The sequence below is a fragment of the Pseudomonas sp. NPDC089395 genome, from assembly GCF_044749525.1.
In the GTDB taxonomy this organism is placed as follows: domain Bacteria; phylum Pseudomonadota; class Gammaproteobacteria; order Pseudomonadales; family Pseudomonadaceae; genus Aquipseudomonas.
Genome location: NZ_JBIVID010000001.1, coordinates 329234 through 344458 on the forward strand (window position 1 = coordinate 329234; position 15225 = coordinate 344458).

Below are 15225 nucleotides of genomic sequence, written 5' to 3' on the forward strand. Positions count from 1 at the left end.
CAAACAACAAGAGCTTGGAACCATGCCCGAACATCCGCTACATCGCTTCTTTTCCTCGCAACGGCCCCGGCCGACATTCGAGTGGGAGCGTTACCAGCAGCGCGATGTGCTGATCATCGATCACCCCCGTTGCCAGGCAGTTTTCAGCCGTCAGGGCGCGCAGTTGCTGCACTTTCAACCCGCCGGCGAACGGCCGTGGCTGTGGTGTGCCGAGCAGTGGCCGCAGGTCGGGGCGATTCGCGGTGGTGTGCCGGTGTGCTGGCCCTGGTATGGCCGCCATCCCAGCGAGGACCTGTGGCCTGCCCATGGCTGGGCACGGTTGCTGGACTGGAAGCTGCTGGACAGCCGCGGGGACGAGGAGGGCGTGACCCTGAAGTGGCGGCTGGACCTGTGCGACTGGCAGGTGGACTTGCACGCACGGCTGGGCAGCCGCATGGAACTGAGCCTGAGCACCGAACACCAGGACAGCGAGCCTTGCCAGCTGAGCCATGCGCTGCTGGCTTACTGGCGTATCAGTGACGTTTCCGAGATAGCGCTGTCTGGGCTGGAGGATATCGAAGGCTACGACCGCCTGAATCGTCAGGCCTGCCGTGAGGGCGGCGCCTTGAAACTCAAGGGCGGTTGCCAGAAGGTCTACCCGGGTACGCCACGGGTGCAGTTGCAGGACCCGGCCTGGCAGCGCGAGCTGTGCATCGATACCGGCGACAGCGATGACACCGTGGTCTGGCACCCCGGCAACCGCCCCTTGATGGGCGTGACTGGGCGCGAGTGCCTGGGCTTCGTCTGTGTCGAGGCGGCCAGCGGCAGCGATGAAGGCCTGAGCCTGGCGCCAGGGCAGCGCGCCCACTTGCGACTGCAGGCGCACCGGCTCAGTTGAGGTCGTCGTCCTCGATCGGGTAGCGGCTGGCGTTGAGGCTTTCCTTGATCTTGCGCAGGTGCGGCTGGAAGTCCACGCCACGGCGCAGGGTCATGCCGGTGGCCAGCACGTCGAGCACGGTCAGCTGGATGATCCGCGAGGTCATCGGCATATAGATGTCGGTGTCTTCCGGCAGCGGGATATGCAGGCTCAGGCTGCAGGCCTGGGCCAGCGGCGAGCCGGCGGCGGTCAGGCCGAGTACCGAGGCGCCGTTTTCGCGGGCCAGGCGCGCCACCTCGACCAGCTCGCGGGTGCGGCCGGTGTAGGAGATGATCACGAACAGGTCGCCGGTGTGGGCCACCGAGGCCAGCATGCGCTGCATCAGTACGTCGGCATGGGCCGACACCGCCAGGTTGAAGCGGAAGAACTTGTGCTGGGCGTCCAGGGCCACCGGGGCCGAGGCGCCGAGGCCGAAGAAATGGATCTGCCGGGCCTGGATCATCATGTCCACGGCGCGGCTGACCTGTTGCGGGTCGAGCTGCTGGCAGGCAGCGTCGAGCGAGGCGATGGCGCTGCCGAAGATTTTCTGGGTATAGGCCGCCGGGTCGTCGTCGGCCTCCACCGCGCGGCTGACATAGGCCGCGCCGCTGGCCAGGCTCTGCGCCAGTTGCAGTTTCAGTTCAGGGTAGCCGCTGACGCCGAACGAGCGGCAGAAGCGGTTCACGGTCGGCTCGCTGACCTTGGCCGCCTGGGCCAGCGCGGCAATGCTGAAGCGGGTCGCTTGTTGCGGGTTGAGCAGGATGACTTCGGCGACTTTGCGTTCGGCCTTGTTCAGCTCGTCGAGGCGTCCCTGGATCTGCTCCAGGAGGTTTCGCACGCGGTCCATGGGGGTGTCCTTGGGTCGGGAAGACAGCCGGCTGACGGAGCAGCAGGCCTCTTGCAGGGTCGTCTATCGTACTGGCGGTGCGGGTGGTGCACCACTTGTCTGTAATCTTTGTGTGTAATGTTGTGGTTTTTACTACATTATTTCTTGAAAACCCTATGTGAAAGCGGTATTTCTAGATCAACTTTAGGAAAGAACCAACATCATGGCTGCGATCAGTGTCGAACCTTGCACCTTTGCCCTGTTTGGCGCCCTGGGCGACCTGGCACTGCGCAAGCTGTTTCCTGCGCTCTACCAGCTCGACCGCGCCAATCTGCTGCACGCCGATACGCGCTTGCTGGCGTTGGCCCGCGAGCCTGGCAGCGCCCAGGAGCACCTGAGCACCATCGAAGCCCACCTGCGCCGGCACGTTGCCCCAGCAGACCTGGAGCCTGCGGCCCTGGGGCGTTTTCTCGGCCGCCTGCGCTATCAGCACCTGGACTTCCTGCAGCCTGAGGGCTACCAGGCCCTGGCTGAACAGGTGGCCGGCGATTTGCCGCTGATCGCCTACTTTGCCACGGCTGCCGCCGTGTATGGCGCAATCTGCGAAAACCTGGACAAGGCCGGCCTGGTCGCGCGCACCCGGGTCGTGTTGGAAAAGCCCATTGGTCACGACCTGGAGTCGTCACGCCGGGTCAATGATGCCGTGGCGCGCTTTTTCCCGGAAAGCCGGGTGTATCGCATCGACCATTACCTGGGCAAAGAGACGGTACAGAACCTGATCGCCCTGCGCTTTGCCAACAGCTTGTTCGAAACCCAGTGGAACCAGAACTCGATTTCCCACGTGGAGATCACCGTGGCCGAAAAGGTCGGTATCGAAGGCCGCTGGGGCTATTTCGACAAGGCCGGCCAACTGCGCGACATGATCCAGAATCACCTGCTGCAGCTGTTGTGCCTGATCGCCATGGACCCGCCCAGCGATCTGTCGGCCGACAGCATCCGCGACGAGAAGGTCAAGGTGCTCAAGGCTCTGGCGCCGATCACTGGCGATGGGCTGAGCACCCGTGTGGTGCGTGGCCAGTACATTGCCGGCTACAGCGACGGCAAGGCGGTACCTGGCTACCTGGAAGAAGACAACGCCAACGCCCAGAGCGACACCGAAACCTTTGTCGCCCTGCGCGCCGACATCCGCAACTGGCGCTGGTCCGGCGTGCCGTTCTATTTGCGTACCGGAAAGCGCATGCCGCAGAAGCTTTCGCAGATCGTCATTCATTTCAAGGAAACGCCGCACTACATCTTCGCCCCGGAACAACGTTTGCAGATCGGTAACAAGCTGATCATCCGCCTGCAACCGGACGAAGGTATTTCCTTGCGGGTGATGACCAAGGAGCAAGGTCTGGACAAGGGCATGCAGCTGCGCAGCGGCCCGCTGCAATTGAATTTTTCCGACACCTGGCGCACCGCGCGGATTCCGGATGCCTACGAACGCCTTTTGCTTGAGGTGATGCGCGGCAACCAGAACCTGTTCGTGCGCAAGGACGAGATCGAACATGCCTGGCAGTGGTGCGACCAGCTGATCGCTGGCTGGCGCAACGCGGGCGATGCCCCCAAGCCGTACGCGGCGGGATCGTGGGGGCCAATGAGTTCGATCGCACTGATCACACGCGATGGGAGGGCGTGGTATGGAGATATCTGACCTGCAATTGCCGGCGAACGTGAAGGCGTATCAGTTGATTGATGCCAAGGCGCTCTCGACGACCCTGGCTGCGGACGTGGCCAAGCGCCTGCGCGCCGCGATCGCTACCAAGGGCCAGGCTTGCCTGGTGCTGTCGGGTGGTCGCAGCCCAGTGCCGTTCCTCGAGCAGCTGGCGACCGAGGCGCTGGACTGGTCGAAGGTCACCGTCAGCCTGGCTGACGAGCGCTGGGTGCCGGTGGAGCATGCCGACAGCAACGCTGGCCTGTTGGCCCGCCACTTGTTCCAGGGTGCGGCGGCCAAGGCCCGTTTCGTTGGTCTCTATCGACAAGCCGAGCAGCTCGACGTTGCAGCGGACAGCGCCGACCAGGCCCTGGCTGCGTTGCCAGCTATCGATGTGCTGGTGCTGGGCATGGGCGACGATGGTCATACCGCGTCGCTGTTCCCCGGCAGCCCCAACCTGGCCGCCGGGCTCGACCGCAACAGCCCGCGCCGCTGCCTGCCGATGCTGGCGCCGAGCGTGCCGCACCAGCGCCTGTCGATGACACGCTCGCTGTTGGCCAGCGCCGCTTTCATCGCACTGTCCGTGCAAGGCCCGGGCAAACTCGCTACCCTGCGCGCCGCGCTGGCGGGCAATGATCTTTCCGAAATGCCGATTCGCGCCTTTCTTCACGACCCCCTGGACATCTACTGGTGCCCATGAGCAAAGGATCCACTGTCATGACCACCCTCGAACGCCCACAGCCCAAGCTCTCGATGGCCGAGAAAGCGACCCGGATCGACGCGATCTGTGGCGCGGCGCGCATCCTGCCGGTAATCACCATCGCCCGTGAGCAAGACATCCTGCCCCTGGCCGATGCCCTGGCAGCTGGCGGCATCCGTACGCTGGAAGTGACCCTGCGTTCGCAGCATGGCCTGAAGGCCATCCAGGTGTTGCGCGAGCAGCGTCCGGAGCTGTGCGTGGGCGCCGGCACCGTGCTTGACCGCGACATGTTCGCTGCCGTTGAAGCGGCTGGTGCGCAGTTTGTCGTTACCCCGGGCATTACCCAGGACATTCTCGAAGCGGGCGTGGACAGTGAGATCCCGCTGTTGCCCGGCATCAGCACGCCGTCGGAAATCATGATGGGTTATGCGCTGGGCTACCGCCGCTTCAAGCTGTTTCCGGCGGAAATCAGCGGTGGCGTAGCGGCGATCAAGGCCTTTGCCGGGCCGTTTGGTGATGTTCGCTTCTGCCCGACTGGGGGGGTTAACCCTGCCAATGTGCGCAATTACATGGCGCTGCCCAATGTGATGTGCGTGGGCGGTACCTGGATGCTCGACAGTAGCTGGATCAAGAATGGCGATTGGGCGCGGATCGAGGCGTGCAGCGCCGAGGCGATGGCCTTGCTGGACTGAAACTGAATTTGTTGTGTGCTTTACGGCTTATGGGGCGCTTGGTCGGCGCCCCTTTTTTTGTCTGCAGCTTTTGTGTCGCAGACGCGGGCCTTTCGCGGGCTTGTCCCGCGAAAGGCCCGGTACAGGCAATAAAAAAGCCCGCATCATGGATGCGGGCTCTTGAACACCAACTAACAGCTTACGCCGCTTTAGCCTCTTCCTGGCTCAGCGACCGGTTCAGCGCACTGAACAGCGCCTTGAAGCTCGCAGTGGTGATGTTCTCATCGATACCCACGCCATGTACCGGACGACCCCCAGCCACACGCAGTTCGATATAGGCCGCCGCCTTGGCATTGGTACCAGCACCAATGGCGTGCTCGTTGTAGTCCATGATCTCCACGGCGATCGGCAGGCCGGCCACCAGGGCTTCCAGGGCGCCATTGCCCTTGCCGCGCCAGTGCAGGGTGGTTTCGCCTTCACCGGCGACTTCCACTTCCACGGCGCTGTGGCCGTTCTCTTCCTGCAGGCGGTGGCTGACCAGCGCATACGGGGCGTTGGCCTGGAGGTATTCCTTGTGCAGCAGGCTGTAGATCTGCTGGGCAGTCATTTCCAGGCCCAGGCGGTCGGTTTCACCCTGCACCACCTGGCTGAACTCGATCTGCATGCGGCGTGGCAGGCTGATGCCGTATTCCTGTTCGAGCAGGTAGGTGATACCGCCCTTGCCGGACTGGCTGTTGACGCGGATCACCGCCTCGTAGCTGCGGCCGATGTCGGCCGGGTCGATCGGCAGGTACGGCACTTCCCACAGCTCGCTGTCCTGCTGCTTGGCGAAGCCCTTGCGGATGGCGTCCTGGTGCGAGCCGGAGAACGCGGTGTGGACCAGGTCGCCGACATACGGGTGACGCGGGTGCACCGGCAGCTGGTTGCACTCTTCGACCACCTTGCGCACGCCGTCGATGTCGGAGAAGTCCAGCTCAGGGTCGATGCCTTGGGTATAGAGGTTCAGTGCCAGGGTCACCAGGTCGACGTTGCCGGTACGCTCGCCGTTGCCGAACAGGCAACCTTCGGCGCGGTCGGCACCGGCCATCAGGCCCAGTTCGGTGGCAGCGATGCCGGTGCCACGGTCGTTGTGGCAGTGCAGGCTGATGATCACGCTGTCACGGCGGTTGATGTTGCGGCAGAACCACTCGATCTGATCGGCGTAGATGTTCGGCGTGGCGACTTCCACGGTGGCCGGCAGGTTGAGGATGACCTTGTGCTCAGGCGTCGGGTTCCATACCTCGATGACCGCGTCGCAGACTTCCTTGGCGAACTCAAGCTCGGTGGCGCTGAAGGTCTCGGGCGAGTACTGGAAGGTCCAGTGGGTTTCCGGCTGCTGGGCGGCATATTTGACGAACAGCTTGGCCGCATTCACCGCGATGTCCTTCACGCCTTGCTTGTCCTGGTTGAAGACGATGCGGCGGAACGACGGGCTGGTGGCGTTGTACAGGTGGACAATCGCCTTCTTGGCGCCGCGCAGCGACTCGAAAGTACGCGCGATCAGGTCTTCACGGGCCTGGGTGAGCACCTGGATGGTGGTGTCGTCCGGAATGTGGCCGCCTTCGATCAGGGAGCGCACGAAGTCGAAGTCGGTCTGCGAAGCGGACGGGAACGAGGCTTCGATTTCCTTCACGCCAACCTGCACCAGGGTCTTCCAGAAACGCAGCTTCTTCTCGGAGTCCATCGGCTCGATCAGCGACTGGTTGCCATCACGCAGGTCGGAGCTGCACCAGATTGGCGCCTGGGTGATGGTCTTCGACGGCCAGGTACGGTCAGGCAGGTCGATGGTCGGGAAAGCGCGGTACTTCTTCGAGGGGTCTTTGAGCATGGTCATGGAAGCAATCCTTTTGTGTGCGGCCGAGATCGGGCCTGCCGAGCAATAACGAGATGAAAAGGCGAGGCGACGCGATTCAGCCTGGTAGTCGGGCGCTGACCAGGCAGAGGCTGCGATGTTGTCGGAGCAGGATGAGGGTGCTGTGGGTTTTCATGCCTTCAACCCTAACCAGTGGGGTGGGGGATGGCAAGTGTTCGCGGAAAATTGAGAGGAATGCTTAAAAAAAGCCTAATGGCGAGATTTTATAGCTTGGATTCTTTTCAAGCTTTTGGCGTGTTGCGCTGTATTTTTTGATCGCGCAAGACAGGGGAAGTGATGTCGAGGGGGCTGGCCTCATCGCCGGCAAGCCGGCTCCCACAAGGTCGGCGGTGATCCTTGTGGGAGCCGGCTTGCCGGCGATGCAGGCGCTGCGGTCTCAGGGCTGGAACGCGCCAATGAAGATCGCCGGATCCACCCGCGCATCGTTCAGGCTGACATTCCAGTGCATATGCGGCCCGGTAGCCCGCCCGGTCGAGCCGACCCGGCCGACCACCTCGCCCCGGCGCAACTGCTGCCCGACCGCCACATCGATCTTCGACATATGGCAGAACATGCTGATGAAGCCCTGCCCATGGTCGACGAACACCGTGCGCCCGTTGAAGAAGTAGTCCCCCACCAGAATCACCTTGCCATTGGCAGGTGTCTTGATCGGTGTACCCGCCGGCACCGCAAAATCCAGCCCCGCATGGGGATTGCGTTCTTCGCCGTTGAAGAATCGGCGCACGCCGAACTTGCTCGACAGCGGCCCGCTGACGGGCTTGTCGAGCACCAGGTTGCTTGGCAGGTTGGGGCTGAAACTGCGGTAGGCCTTGATCTGTTCGGCCAGTTCACGGTCGATGCGCTTGAGGTCGGCCGGGTCGGGGTTGACCTGGCGTTTGTTCTTCAAGGTGATGTGCTGCTCCGGGTACTTCTTGCTCCCCACGCTGAACGTCAGGTTGCGACCCTCCTGGCTCAGCACGGCCGTGCCGGGCTTTTGCGTCAGCGGGATGCCGACGATGGCCAGCCAGTTGTCCTGCTCCTTGACCACCAGCACCGGCTTGCCATCGAAGCGCGCGTTCGGTGCAGTGGCCGCAGGCCCCAGGTCGACCACGGCGACGCCACCGGGTACCGGCTTGTTCAAGGTGCGGGTGATGTAGCTGGCCTGGGCGCCGCCCGCCAGCAACAACAGGGAAAGGGCAAGCAGGGGCGCGAACAGGCGGGGCATGTGTCAGTCCAGTAGGGAAAGGGTGACCGGGGTCAGGTGGTTGTCCTCGACCCGCACCCGCAGCTCGCCTTCATTCAGGCGGGCAGTCAGGCGCTGGCCGTTGTGGGTCTGCTCGGCGCTGCGGATGGCTTGGCCACGTTCGTCGAGGAGGATGCTGTAGCCACGCGCCAGGGTGGCCAGCGGGCTGACCACCTGCAACGTCTGCAACTGGGCCTGGAAGCGCTGGCGGCGGTCCTTGAGCACTTCGCGCATGGCCCGTGGCAGGCGCTCGGCGAGGCTGTCCAGGCGCTGGCCCAGCAGTTTCAGGGTGCGCCCCGGATGCTGCGCGGCCAGGCGGGTGTCGAGGCGCGCCAGGCGCTCGCGGCGCTGGTTGAGGTTGAGCATGAAGGCGCGGCGCAGGCGCATGTCCAGGTCGTCCAGGCGCTGGGCCTGCTGACGCAGGCGCTCGCCGGGGTGGCGCAGGCGCCGGGTCAGCGAATCGAGGCGCAGGCGGTCATGGGTCAGGCGGTTTTGCATGCGCAGCAGCAGGCGCCGTTGCAGGCCGTCCAGGCGCTGCTGCAAGCCGCTGTTGTCGGGGGCCAGCAGTTCGGCGGCGGCCGACGGCGTGGGGGCGCGCACGTCGGCGACGAAGTCGCTGATCGACACGTCGGTTTCATGCCCCACGGCACTGACGATCGGCGTCACGCAGGCCGCCACGGCGCGCGCCACGGCTTCCTCGTTGAAGCACCAGAGGTCTTCCAGCGAGCCGCCGCCACGGGCCAGGATCAGGGCATCGAAGCCAAGCTGGTCGGCCTGCTGCAAGGCGCGCACGATCTGGTTGATCGCCTCGCGGCCTTGCACGGCGGTGGGAATCAGGTTCAGTTCGACCTGCGGCGCGCGGCGGCCGAACACGCTGATGATGTCGCGGATCACCGCGCCGGTGGGCGAAGTGATGATGCCGATGCGCTGTGGATGGGCCGGCAGCGGCTTCTTGCGTTCGGCACTGAACAGCCCCTCGGCACCGAGCTTTTCCTTCAGTGCTTCGAAGGCCAGGCGCAGGGCGCCGTCGCCGGCCGGCTCGACCGTGTCGAGAATCAGCTGGTAGTCGCCACGCCCTTCGAACAGCGAAACCTTGCCGCGCACCCGCACTGCCAGACCGTCGCGCAGGGCCTGGCGCACACGGGTGGCGTTCTGCCGGAACAGTGCGCAACGCACCTGGGCGCCGCTGTCCTTGAGGGTGAAATACATGTGGCCGGAGGCCGGGCGGGCGAGGTTGGAAATCTCGCCTTCCACCCAGACGCTGCGGAACACGTCTTCCAGCAGCACGCGGGCGCGGCCGTTGAGTTGGCTGACGGTGAGGACCTCGCGGTCCAGGCCGAGTCGTTCGAAGGGGTCTTTGATCATGGCGGGCATCATAAAGGACATAAGGGCCGCTTGTCTGTCCCGGCCCTATCGCCGGCTTGCCGGCGATAGGGCCTGCAGCCCTGCATTACAGCGAGGACCTACCGGGGTAGAATTGCAGCATTACCGCAATCCCCAGGCCCGTTTCGCCAATGACCACCCAGAGCATCATCGTCCCCAAACTATCCACTGTGCCGGTGCACGAAGCCCGCGCCCGGGCAATCCTGCGCTGGCTGGTGCGCGAGAAAATCGTCGAGGAGCAAATGACCACCTGCGGGCGCACCGGCAACCGCATGGGCCATGCCCTGGCCGCAGGCGCGCGCAAGGTCGCCCTGCATCCGCAGAAGCTGCCGTTCGGCGAGCAGGTCAATGGCCTGGAAGTGATGCTCAAGCGTTGCATCTATACCCCCACCGAGGGGTTTCTCGAAGAGGCCGGCTGCCCGGAGTGCCGCCGCGAGGTGGGCGAGCCGTTGTTCGAAAGCCTGGAAGAGTGGATGCCCGGTGTAAGCGACAACTTCACCTGCCCGCTGTGCGGTTTCGAGGACGACATCAATGGCTTCATTTACCTGCAGCCATGTGCCTTTTCCAACTTGGGGTTCATCTTCAACAACTGGGGCGAGGCCGGGTTTACCCAGGCCTTTCTCGACAGCTTCGCCGATTGGCTCGACCAGCCGGTGGCGGTGGTGCAGGTAAAACTGCCAGAACGCTGACCGAAGGCCCTTATTTTGCATTGAGCGGCGCGCCGTGGATGAGTATAATGGCGCGCTTCCATTTTTCCCGCCCGGGAGCCCCCGCGATGTTGCGTATCAGCCAAGAAGCCCTGACTTTCGACGATATTCTCCTTGTACCTGGCTATTCCGAGGTACTGCCTAATGAAGTCAGTCTCAAGACCCGTTTGACCCGTGGCATTGAGCTGAACATTCCGCTGGTCTCCGCCGCCATGGATACCGTGACCGAAGCGCGCCTGGCCATCGCCATGGCCCAGGAAGGCGGTATCGGCATCATCCACAAGAACATGACCATCGAACAGCAGGCCGGCGAAGTACGCAAGGTCAAGAAGTTCGAAGCTGGCGTGGTGAAGGACCCGATCACCATCGAGGCCGACGCCACCGTACGCGACCTGTTCGACCTGACCCGCCTGAACAACATCTCCGGTGTTCCGGTGCTGGAGAACGGCGATCTGGTCGGCATCGTCACTTCCCGTGACGTGCGCTTCGAAACCCGCCTGGATGCCAAGGTGCGCGACGTGATGACGCCCAAAGAGCGTCTGGTCACCGTCCGCGAAGGCGCCGACAAGAACGAAGTCCGCGAGCTGCTGCACAAGCACCGCCTGGAAAAAGTCCTGATCGTCGACGACAAGTTCAGCCTCAAGGGCATGATGACCGTCAAGGACATCGAAAAGGCCAAGGCCTACCCGCTGGCCAGCAAGGACGACCAGGGTCGCCTGCGCGTCGGCGCTGCGGTCGGCACCGGCAAGGACACCGGCGAGCGCGTTGCTGCCCTGGTTGCCGCTGGCGTTGACGTGGTTGTCGTCGATACCGCCCACGGCCATTCCAAAGGCGTGATCGACCGCGTTCGCTGGGTCAAGGAAACCTACCCGCAAGTGCAGGTGATCGGCGGCAACATCGCCACCGGTGCTGCGGCCAAGGCCCTGGCTGAAGCCGGCGCCGATGCCGTCAAGGTCGGTATCGGTCCAGGCTCGATCTGCACCACCCGCATCGTCGCCGGTGTCGGCGTGCCGCAGATCAGCGCCATCGCCAACGTCGCCGCCGCTCTGGAAGGCACCGGTGTGCCGCTGATCGCCGACGGCGGCATCCGTTTCTCGGGTGACCTGTCCAAGGCCATCGTCGCCGGTGCTTCCTGCGTGATGATGGGTTCGATGTTCGCCGGTACCGAAGAAGCGCCGGGCGAAGTCGAGCTGTTCCAGGGCCGCTCCTACAAGGCTTATCGCGGCATGGGCTCGCTGGGTGCCATGGCACAGGCGCAAGGCTCGTCCGACCGTTACTTCCAGGACTCCTCGGCCGGCGCCGAGAAGCTGGTTCCGGAAGGCATCGAAGGCCGCGTGCCGTACAAAGGCGCCCTGGCCGCGATCATCCACCAGCTGATGGGCGGCCTGCGTTCGTCCATGGGCTACACCGGCAGCGCGACCATCGAAGAGATGCGTACCAAGCCGGAATTCGTACGCATCACCGGTGCCGGCATGGCCGAGTCCCACGTGCATGACGTGCAGATCACCAAAGAAGCCCCTAACTACCGCGTAGGCTGAGGCTTCAAGCAACATTTGCATGCGGGGCTGTCACGACAGCCCCGCGTCGTTTCCGATTTCCACTGACGAGATTGAGTCATGGCCCTCGACATTCACGCTCACCGCATCCTGATCCTCGATTTCGGTTCCCAGTACACCCAGCTGATCGCCCGCCGCGTGCGCGAGATTGGTGTCTACTGCGAACTGCATCCGTTCGACATGGACGATGAAGCGATCCGCGAATTCAACCCGCGCGGCATCATCCTCGCTGGCGGCCCCGAGTCGGTCCACGAAGCCAACAGCCCGCGTGCCCCGCAGGCCGTGTTTGACCTGAACGTACCGCTGCTGGGCATCTGCTACGGCATGCAGACCATGGCCGAGCAGTTGGGCGGCAAGGTCGAAGGTTCCGACCTGCGTGAGTTCGGTTATGCCCGCGTCGACGTGGTCGGCAAGAGCCGCCTGCTCGACGGCATCGAAGACCACGTCGACGATGACGGCGTACTGGGCCTGGATGTGTGGATGAGCCACGGCGACAAGGTCACCCAGATGCCTGGCGACTTCCACGTGCTGGCCAGCACCCCGAGCTGCCCGATCGCCGGCATGTTCGACGATGCCCGCGGCTACTACGGCGTGCAGTTCCACCCGGAAGTGACCCACACCAAGCAGGGCGGTCGCATCCTGTCCCGCTTCGTGCAGGACATCTGCGGCTGCGAAGCCCTGTGGACCCCGTCCAACATCGTCGAAGACGCCATTGCCCAGGTTCGTGAGCAAGTAGGTTCGGCCAACGTCCTGCTCGGCCTGTCCGGCGGTGTCGACTCGTCCGTGGTCGCTGCGCTGCTGCACCGCGCCATCGGCGACCAACTGACCTGCGTATTCGTCGACAACGGCCTGCTGCGCCTGCACGAAGGCGACCAGGTGATGGCCATGTTCAAAGAGAACATGGGCGTCAAGGTGATCCGCGCCGACGCCGAGAAGCAGTTCCTCGACAACCTGGAAGGCGAAGCCGACCCGGAGAAGAAGCGCAAGATCATCGGTCGCACCTTCATCGACATTTTCGATGCCGAAGCCAGCAAGCTGGACAACATCCAGTTCCTCGCCCAGGGCACCATCTACCCGGACGTGATCGAGTCGGCTGGCGCCAAGAGCGGCAAGGCCCACGTGATCAAGTCCCACCACAACGTCGGCGGCCTGCCAGAGGAAATGAACCTCAAGCTGGTCGAGCCACTGCGTGAGCTGTTCAAGGATGAAGTGCGCAAGATCGGTCTGGAGCTGGGCCTGCCGTACGACATGGTCTACCGCCACCCGTTCCCGGGCCCGGGCCTGGGTGTACGTATCCTCGGTGAAGTGAAGAAGGAATACGCCGACATCCTGCGTCGTGCCGACCACATCTTCATCGAAGAACTGCGTAAAGCCGACTGGTACCACAAGACCAGCCAGGCCTTCGTGGTGTTCCAGCCGGTCAAGTCGGTCGGTGTGGTTGGCGATGGCCGCCGCTACGCCTGGGTTGTCGCACTGCGTGCTGTCGAGACCGTGGACTTCATGACCGCGCGTTGGGCTCACCTGCCGTACGAGCTGCTGGAAACCGTCAGCGGCCGTATCATCAACGAAATCGACGGTATTTCGCGCGTCACCTACGACGTGTCGAGCAAGCCGCCGGCCACCATCGAGTGGGAATGATCGGATAGCCGGCCTAGGCTGGCACCGACAAGCATGGATACACCAAAAAGCCCGCATGATTGCGGGCTTTTTGGTTTTTGTTCATTCAGCTTGCTCAAGCTTTTGGGCGAATAGCGCTTTCTGGTAAAAATTGAAGGCAAGCAGCCTGTTCTTGACGGCGGTGAACTCATCCCCCTGCACGGGTTGCGGGTTCTTTTCCTGGGGGTCGTCTTCGATATTGTATTTTGTCAGGGTGTCCGAGCTGAATTCGTAAATGTATTTGTAGGGAGGCTCCACCAAGGCTGACGCCAAATGGTCGAAGAATGTGGACATGAAGTACGCACGCTTACCCTGCGCTCTCAACAAACTAACGCCTTGTACAGATAGGGGCGACTCGGTAACGCCAAAGAAATCGGCAACCGTAGGGGCAATATCGGTCTGGTGACTTGTCGTTGAGCCGGGTTTGGCCAGCGCCTTGCCGTGTGCCCAGAATATCAGGGGTACGGCAACTTCTTCTTCATGCATGGACGCGTTGTGAATGAACAAGCCGTGCTCACCGAACGACTCGCCATGGTCACCCACGAGTACGAATAACGTCGAGTCCAGAAGGCCGGACTTGTCAAACGACTCCAGCATTTCAGCCAGCACGTGGTCGGTTTTTGCTATGCAGTTTTCGTACTTTTCCAATTCGCTCTGCAAGGCGGAGCCGTGGCTGCATTCATAGGGATAGTGGGCTGCGCTTGGGAAGTACAATGCAACGAAACCTTTGCCGTTCTTCTTGATGTTCTCCAGGTAAGGGATGCTGGACGAAAACAGCTGTTCGTCACTCTCCCCGAAACTATTGGCATTCTCTGGGTGGTTCTCGCTGGTGATGATGTCCGAGAGCTCATAGGCATTCGATACGCCGATGGATTTCAAGAAACCCCGCATATTTTCGAACTCTAGAAACAATGAGCTGAAGGCGACGGCTTCCATGTTGTTCTTGTTTTTCAGTTCATGGATGACGCTAGGTTGATTTAGAAACATGGCCTCTTTGATCTCGACGTCGGGGTAGGCGTGCTGCCCGGTCAGGATCGAGTGATAGCCTTTGGACGAGTGAGGCACCGATACGTACGATTTGAACAGCATGCCTTCCCGGGAGAGCTTTTCGAATGTCGGGTACTTTTCAGCGGTCTTGATGTCCGCAGCGAAAATGCTGTTCCAGCGAACCGATTCCAGGACGATGAAAACCAGGTTCTTGAAGTTTGGCGTGGCTTGCGACTGTAGTTTTTCGATGTTGTTTACGCTGGAGAGCGGGTAGGCGGGTTGCTCGAACGGTAACGTTGGTTTGTGCGGAGCAGCGTTCAGGAACGTGGCGCTTCTGAGCGCGGTGACCAGCGGGCTGATGACAATATTCTTGTTCAAATCGTAGCGCGCGTCTTTGGCAGAGAGGGAACCGATGAGCAGGGCACCTATCACCAGCAGGGGAGCCCAGTAGTATCTTTTCTTCCTGGTGACGTCTGTGCGCTGTGCTTTATAGGCGATGTAGGTTGCCAGCCCAACGAACGACCACGCCGCCAGGTAAGCCAGAAAGAGTACGAAGACAATGAACCTGAAGGTGAGCCCAAAACCGGCAGATTGCTTGAAGAAAGCTTCGGCCCCGGAGGTCAGGTTGCTTGCGTTTTGCAGGCTGTAGCTGATCAGTTGCCAGTTCAGAGGCTTCAGCCACAGTTCCCGGACACGCATATCCATCAGCAGGAACAGCAACAAGGCGCCTGAGGCGATGCTCAACAGATAGAAGTTGTATTTATGCCGGGTAAGGGTGTTGACGGCGACCACATAGAGGGCTGCCGCGAGAATTACATCTTGTAATACGTACAGGGCAATATCGAGAACGCCGGTGTCCACCCATCGGTAGGAGAAGAACTCGATCAGGATGATCTTCGGCACGAGCAGAAGGGCAACGGCGAGCAGCAGAGAAATGTGTAATAAAGAATTCCGTTTCCACATGTTGTCGAGCCCTCGCATTCAGGAAGCAGGCTTCTTTTTGGGTGATAGGTGGGC

General features: G+C 62.3%; 12 protein-coding genes. 7 read left to right on the forward strand and 5 right to left on the reverse strand.

Features of this window, described 5'->3' with window-relative positions; translation table 11 throughout:
- Nucleotides 1-22 precede the first annotated feature (22 nt).
- Complete coding sequence (locus tag ACIPZG_RS01520; RefSeq protein WP_400709493.1) at nt 23-877, forward strand: D-hexose-6-phosphate mutarotase; 855 nt, start codon at nt 23-25, stop codon at nt 875-877.
- Here the strand turns inward: ACIPZG_RS01520 and hexR are convergent.
- Complete coding sequence (hexR, locus tag ACIPZG_RS01525; protein ID WP_177324908.1) at nt 870-1733, reverse strand: DNA-binding transcriptional regulator HexR; 864 nt, start codon at nt 1731-1733, stop codon at nt 870-872. The two genes, ACIPZG_RS01520 and hexR, sit on opposite strands and share 8 nt — an antisense overlap.
- Before the next feature lie 211 nt (nt 1734-1944).
- Here hexR and zwf point away from each other — a divergent pair, with 211 nt between their 5' ends.
- Genes zwf through ACIPZG_RS01540 form a run of 3 tightly spaced genes read left to right on the forward strand, consistent with a single transcriptional unit; the run spans nt 1945 to nt 4806 of the window.
- Entirely contained in the window at nt 1945-3414 is a 1470-nt protein-coding gene (gene zwf / locus ACIPZG_RS01530) for a glucose-6-phosphate dehydrogenase (protein WP_400709496.1), read from the forward strand.
- Entirely contained in the window at nt 3401-4114 is a 714-nt protein-coding gene (pgl, locus tag ACIPZG_RS01535; protein WP_400709499.1) for a 6-phosphogluconolactonase, read from the forward strand. The genes zwf and pgl overlap by 14 nt, the downstream gene beginning before the upstream one ends.
- Before the next feature lie 17 nt (nt 4115-4131).
- A complete protein-coding gene (locus ACIPZG_RS01540) occupies nt 4132-4806 on the forward strand; it encodes a bifunctional 4-hydroxy-2-oxoglutarate aldolase/2-dehydro-3-deoxy-phosphogluconate aldolase (protein ID WP_400709502.1) in 675 nt (224 codons plus the stop codon).
- A gap of 178 nt (nt 4807-4984) precedes the next feature.
- Here the strand turns inward: ACIPZG_RS01540 and leuA are convergent, their stop codons facing one another.
- The 3 genes from leuA to xseA all read right to left on the reverse strand — a co-directional run bounded on the left by leuA (nt 4985) and on the right by xseA (nt 9284).
- Nucleotides 4985-6658 carry a 2-isopropylmalate synthase gene (gene leuA, locus ACIPZG_RS01545; RefSeq protein WP_400709505.1) on the reverse strand — a complete coding sequence of 558 codons (1674 nt, stop codon included), beginning with the start codon at nt 6656-6658 and terminating at the stop codon, nt 4985-4987.
- Between the two features lie 415 nt (nt 6659-7073).
- A complete protein-coding gene (locus ACIPZG_RS01550) occupies nt 7074-7901 on the reverse strand; it encodes a peptidoglycan DD-metalloendopeptidase family protein (RefSeq protein ID WP_400709508.1) in 828 nt (275 codons plus the stop codon).
- Between the two features lie 3 nt (nt 7902-7904).
- Entirely contained in the window at nt 7905-9284 is a 1380-nt protein-coding gene (gene xseA, locus ACIPZG_RS01555; protein ID WP_400709511.1) for an exodeoxyribonuclease VII large subunit, read from the reverse strand.
- Nucleotides 9285-9433: 149 nt separating this feature from the next.
- Here xseA and ACIPZG_RS01560 point away from each other — a divergent pair, with 149 nt between their 5' ends.
- The 3 genes from ACIPZG_RS01560 to guaA all read left to right on the forward strand — a co-directional run bounded on the left by ACIPZG_RS01560 (nt 9434) and on the right by guaA (nt 13203).
- On the forward strand, nt 9434-9991 hold the full coding sequence (locus ACIPZG_RS01560; RefSeq protein ID WP_400709514.1) for a sugar ABC transporter ATPase: 558 nt from the start codon (nt 9434-9436) through the stop codon (nt 9989-9991).
- A gap of 86 nt (nt 9992-10077) precedes the next feature.
- The gene (gene guaB, locus ACIPZG_RS01565) at nt 10078-11547 is read left to right on the forward strand and encodes an IMP dehydrogenase (protein ID WP_008094438.1); all 1470 of its coding nucleotides are present in this window, start codon (nt 10078-10080) and stop codon (nt 11545-11547) included.
- Between the two features lie 78 nt (nt 11548-11625).
- Complete coding sequence (guaA, locus tag ACIPZG_RS01570; protein ID WP_236236826.1) at nt 11626-13203, forward strand: glutamine-hydrolyzing GMP synthase; 1578 nt, start codon at nt 11626-11628, stop codon at nt 13201-13203.
- A gap of 81 nt (nt 13204-13284) precedes the next feature.
- Here guaA and ACIPZG_RS01575 read toward each other — a convergent pair whose 3' ends face one another.
- The gene (locus ACIPZG_RS01575) at nt 13285-15171 is read right to left on the reverse strand and encodes an LTA synthase family protein (RefSeq protein ID WP_400710852.1); all 1887 of its coding nucleotides are present in this window, start codon (nt 15169-15171) and stop codon (nt 13285-13287) included.
- Nucleotides 15172-15225 lie beyond the last annotated feature (54 nt).

Coding starts and splice junctions, on each gene's coding strand:
- ACIPZG_RS01520 (WP_400709493.1), top strand. CDS start 23: ATGCCCGAACATCCGCTACATCGCTTCTTTTCCTCGCAACGGCCCCGG.
- zwf (WP_400709496.1), top strand. CDS start 1,945: ATGGCTGCGATCAGTGTCGAACCTTGCACCTTTGCCCTGTTTGGCGCC.
- pgl (WP_400709499.1), top strand. CDS start 3,401: ATGGAGATATCTGACCTGCAATTGCCGGCGAACGTGAAGGCGTATCAG.
- ACIPZG_RS01540 (WP_400709502.1), top strand. CDS start 4,132: ATGACCACCCTCGAACGCCCACAGCCCAAGCTCTCGATGGCCGAGAAA.
- leuA (WP_400709505.1), bottom strand. CDS start 6,658: ATGACCATGCTCAAAGACCCCTCGAAGAAGTACCGCGCTTTCCCGACC.
- ACIPZG_RS01550 (WP_400709508.1), bottom strand. CDS start 7,901: ATGCCCCGCCTGTTCGCGCCCCTGCTTGCCCTTTCCCTGTTGTTGCTG.
- xseA (WP_400709511.1), bottom strand. CDS start 9,284: ATGATCAAAGACCCCTTCGAACGACTCGGCCTGGACCGCGAGGTCCTC.
- ACIPZG_RS01560 (WP_400709514.1), top strand. CDS start 9,434: ATGACCACCCAGAGCATCATCGTCCCCAAACTATCCACTGTGCCGGTG.
- guaB (WP_008094438.1), top strand. CDS start 10,078: ATGTTGCGTATCAGCCAAGAAGCCCTGACTTTCGACGATATTCTCCTT.
- guaA (WP_236236826.1), top strand. CDS start 11,626: ATGGCCCTCGACATTCACGCTCACCGCATCCTGATCCTCGATTTCGGT.
- ACIPZG_RS01575 (WP_400710852.1), bottom strand. CDS start 15,171: ATGTGGAAACGGAATTCTTTATTACACATTTCTCTGCTGCTCGCCGTT.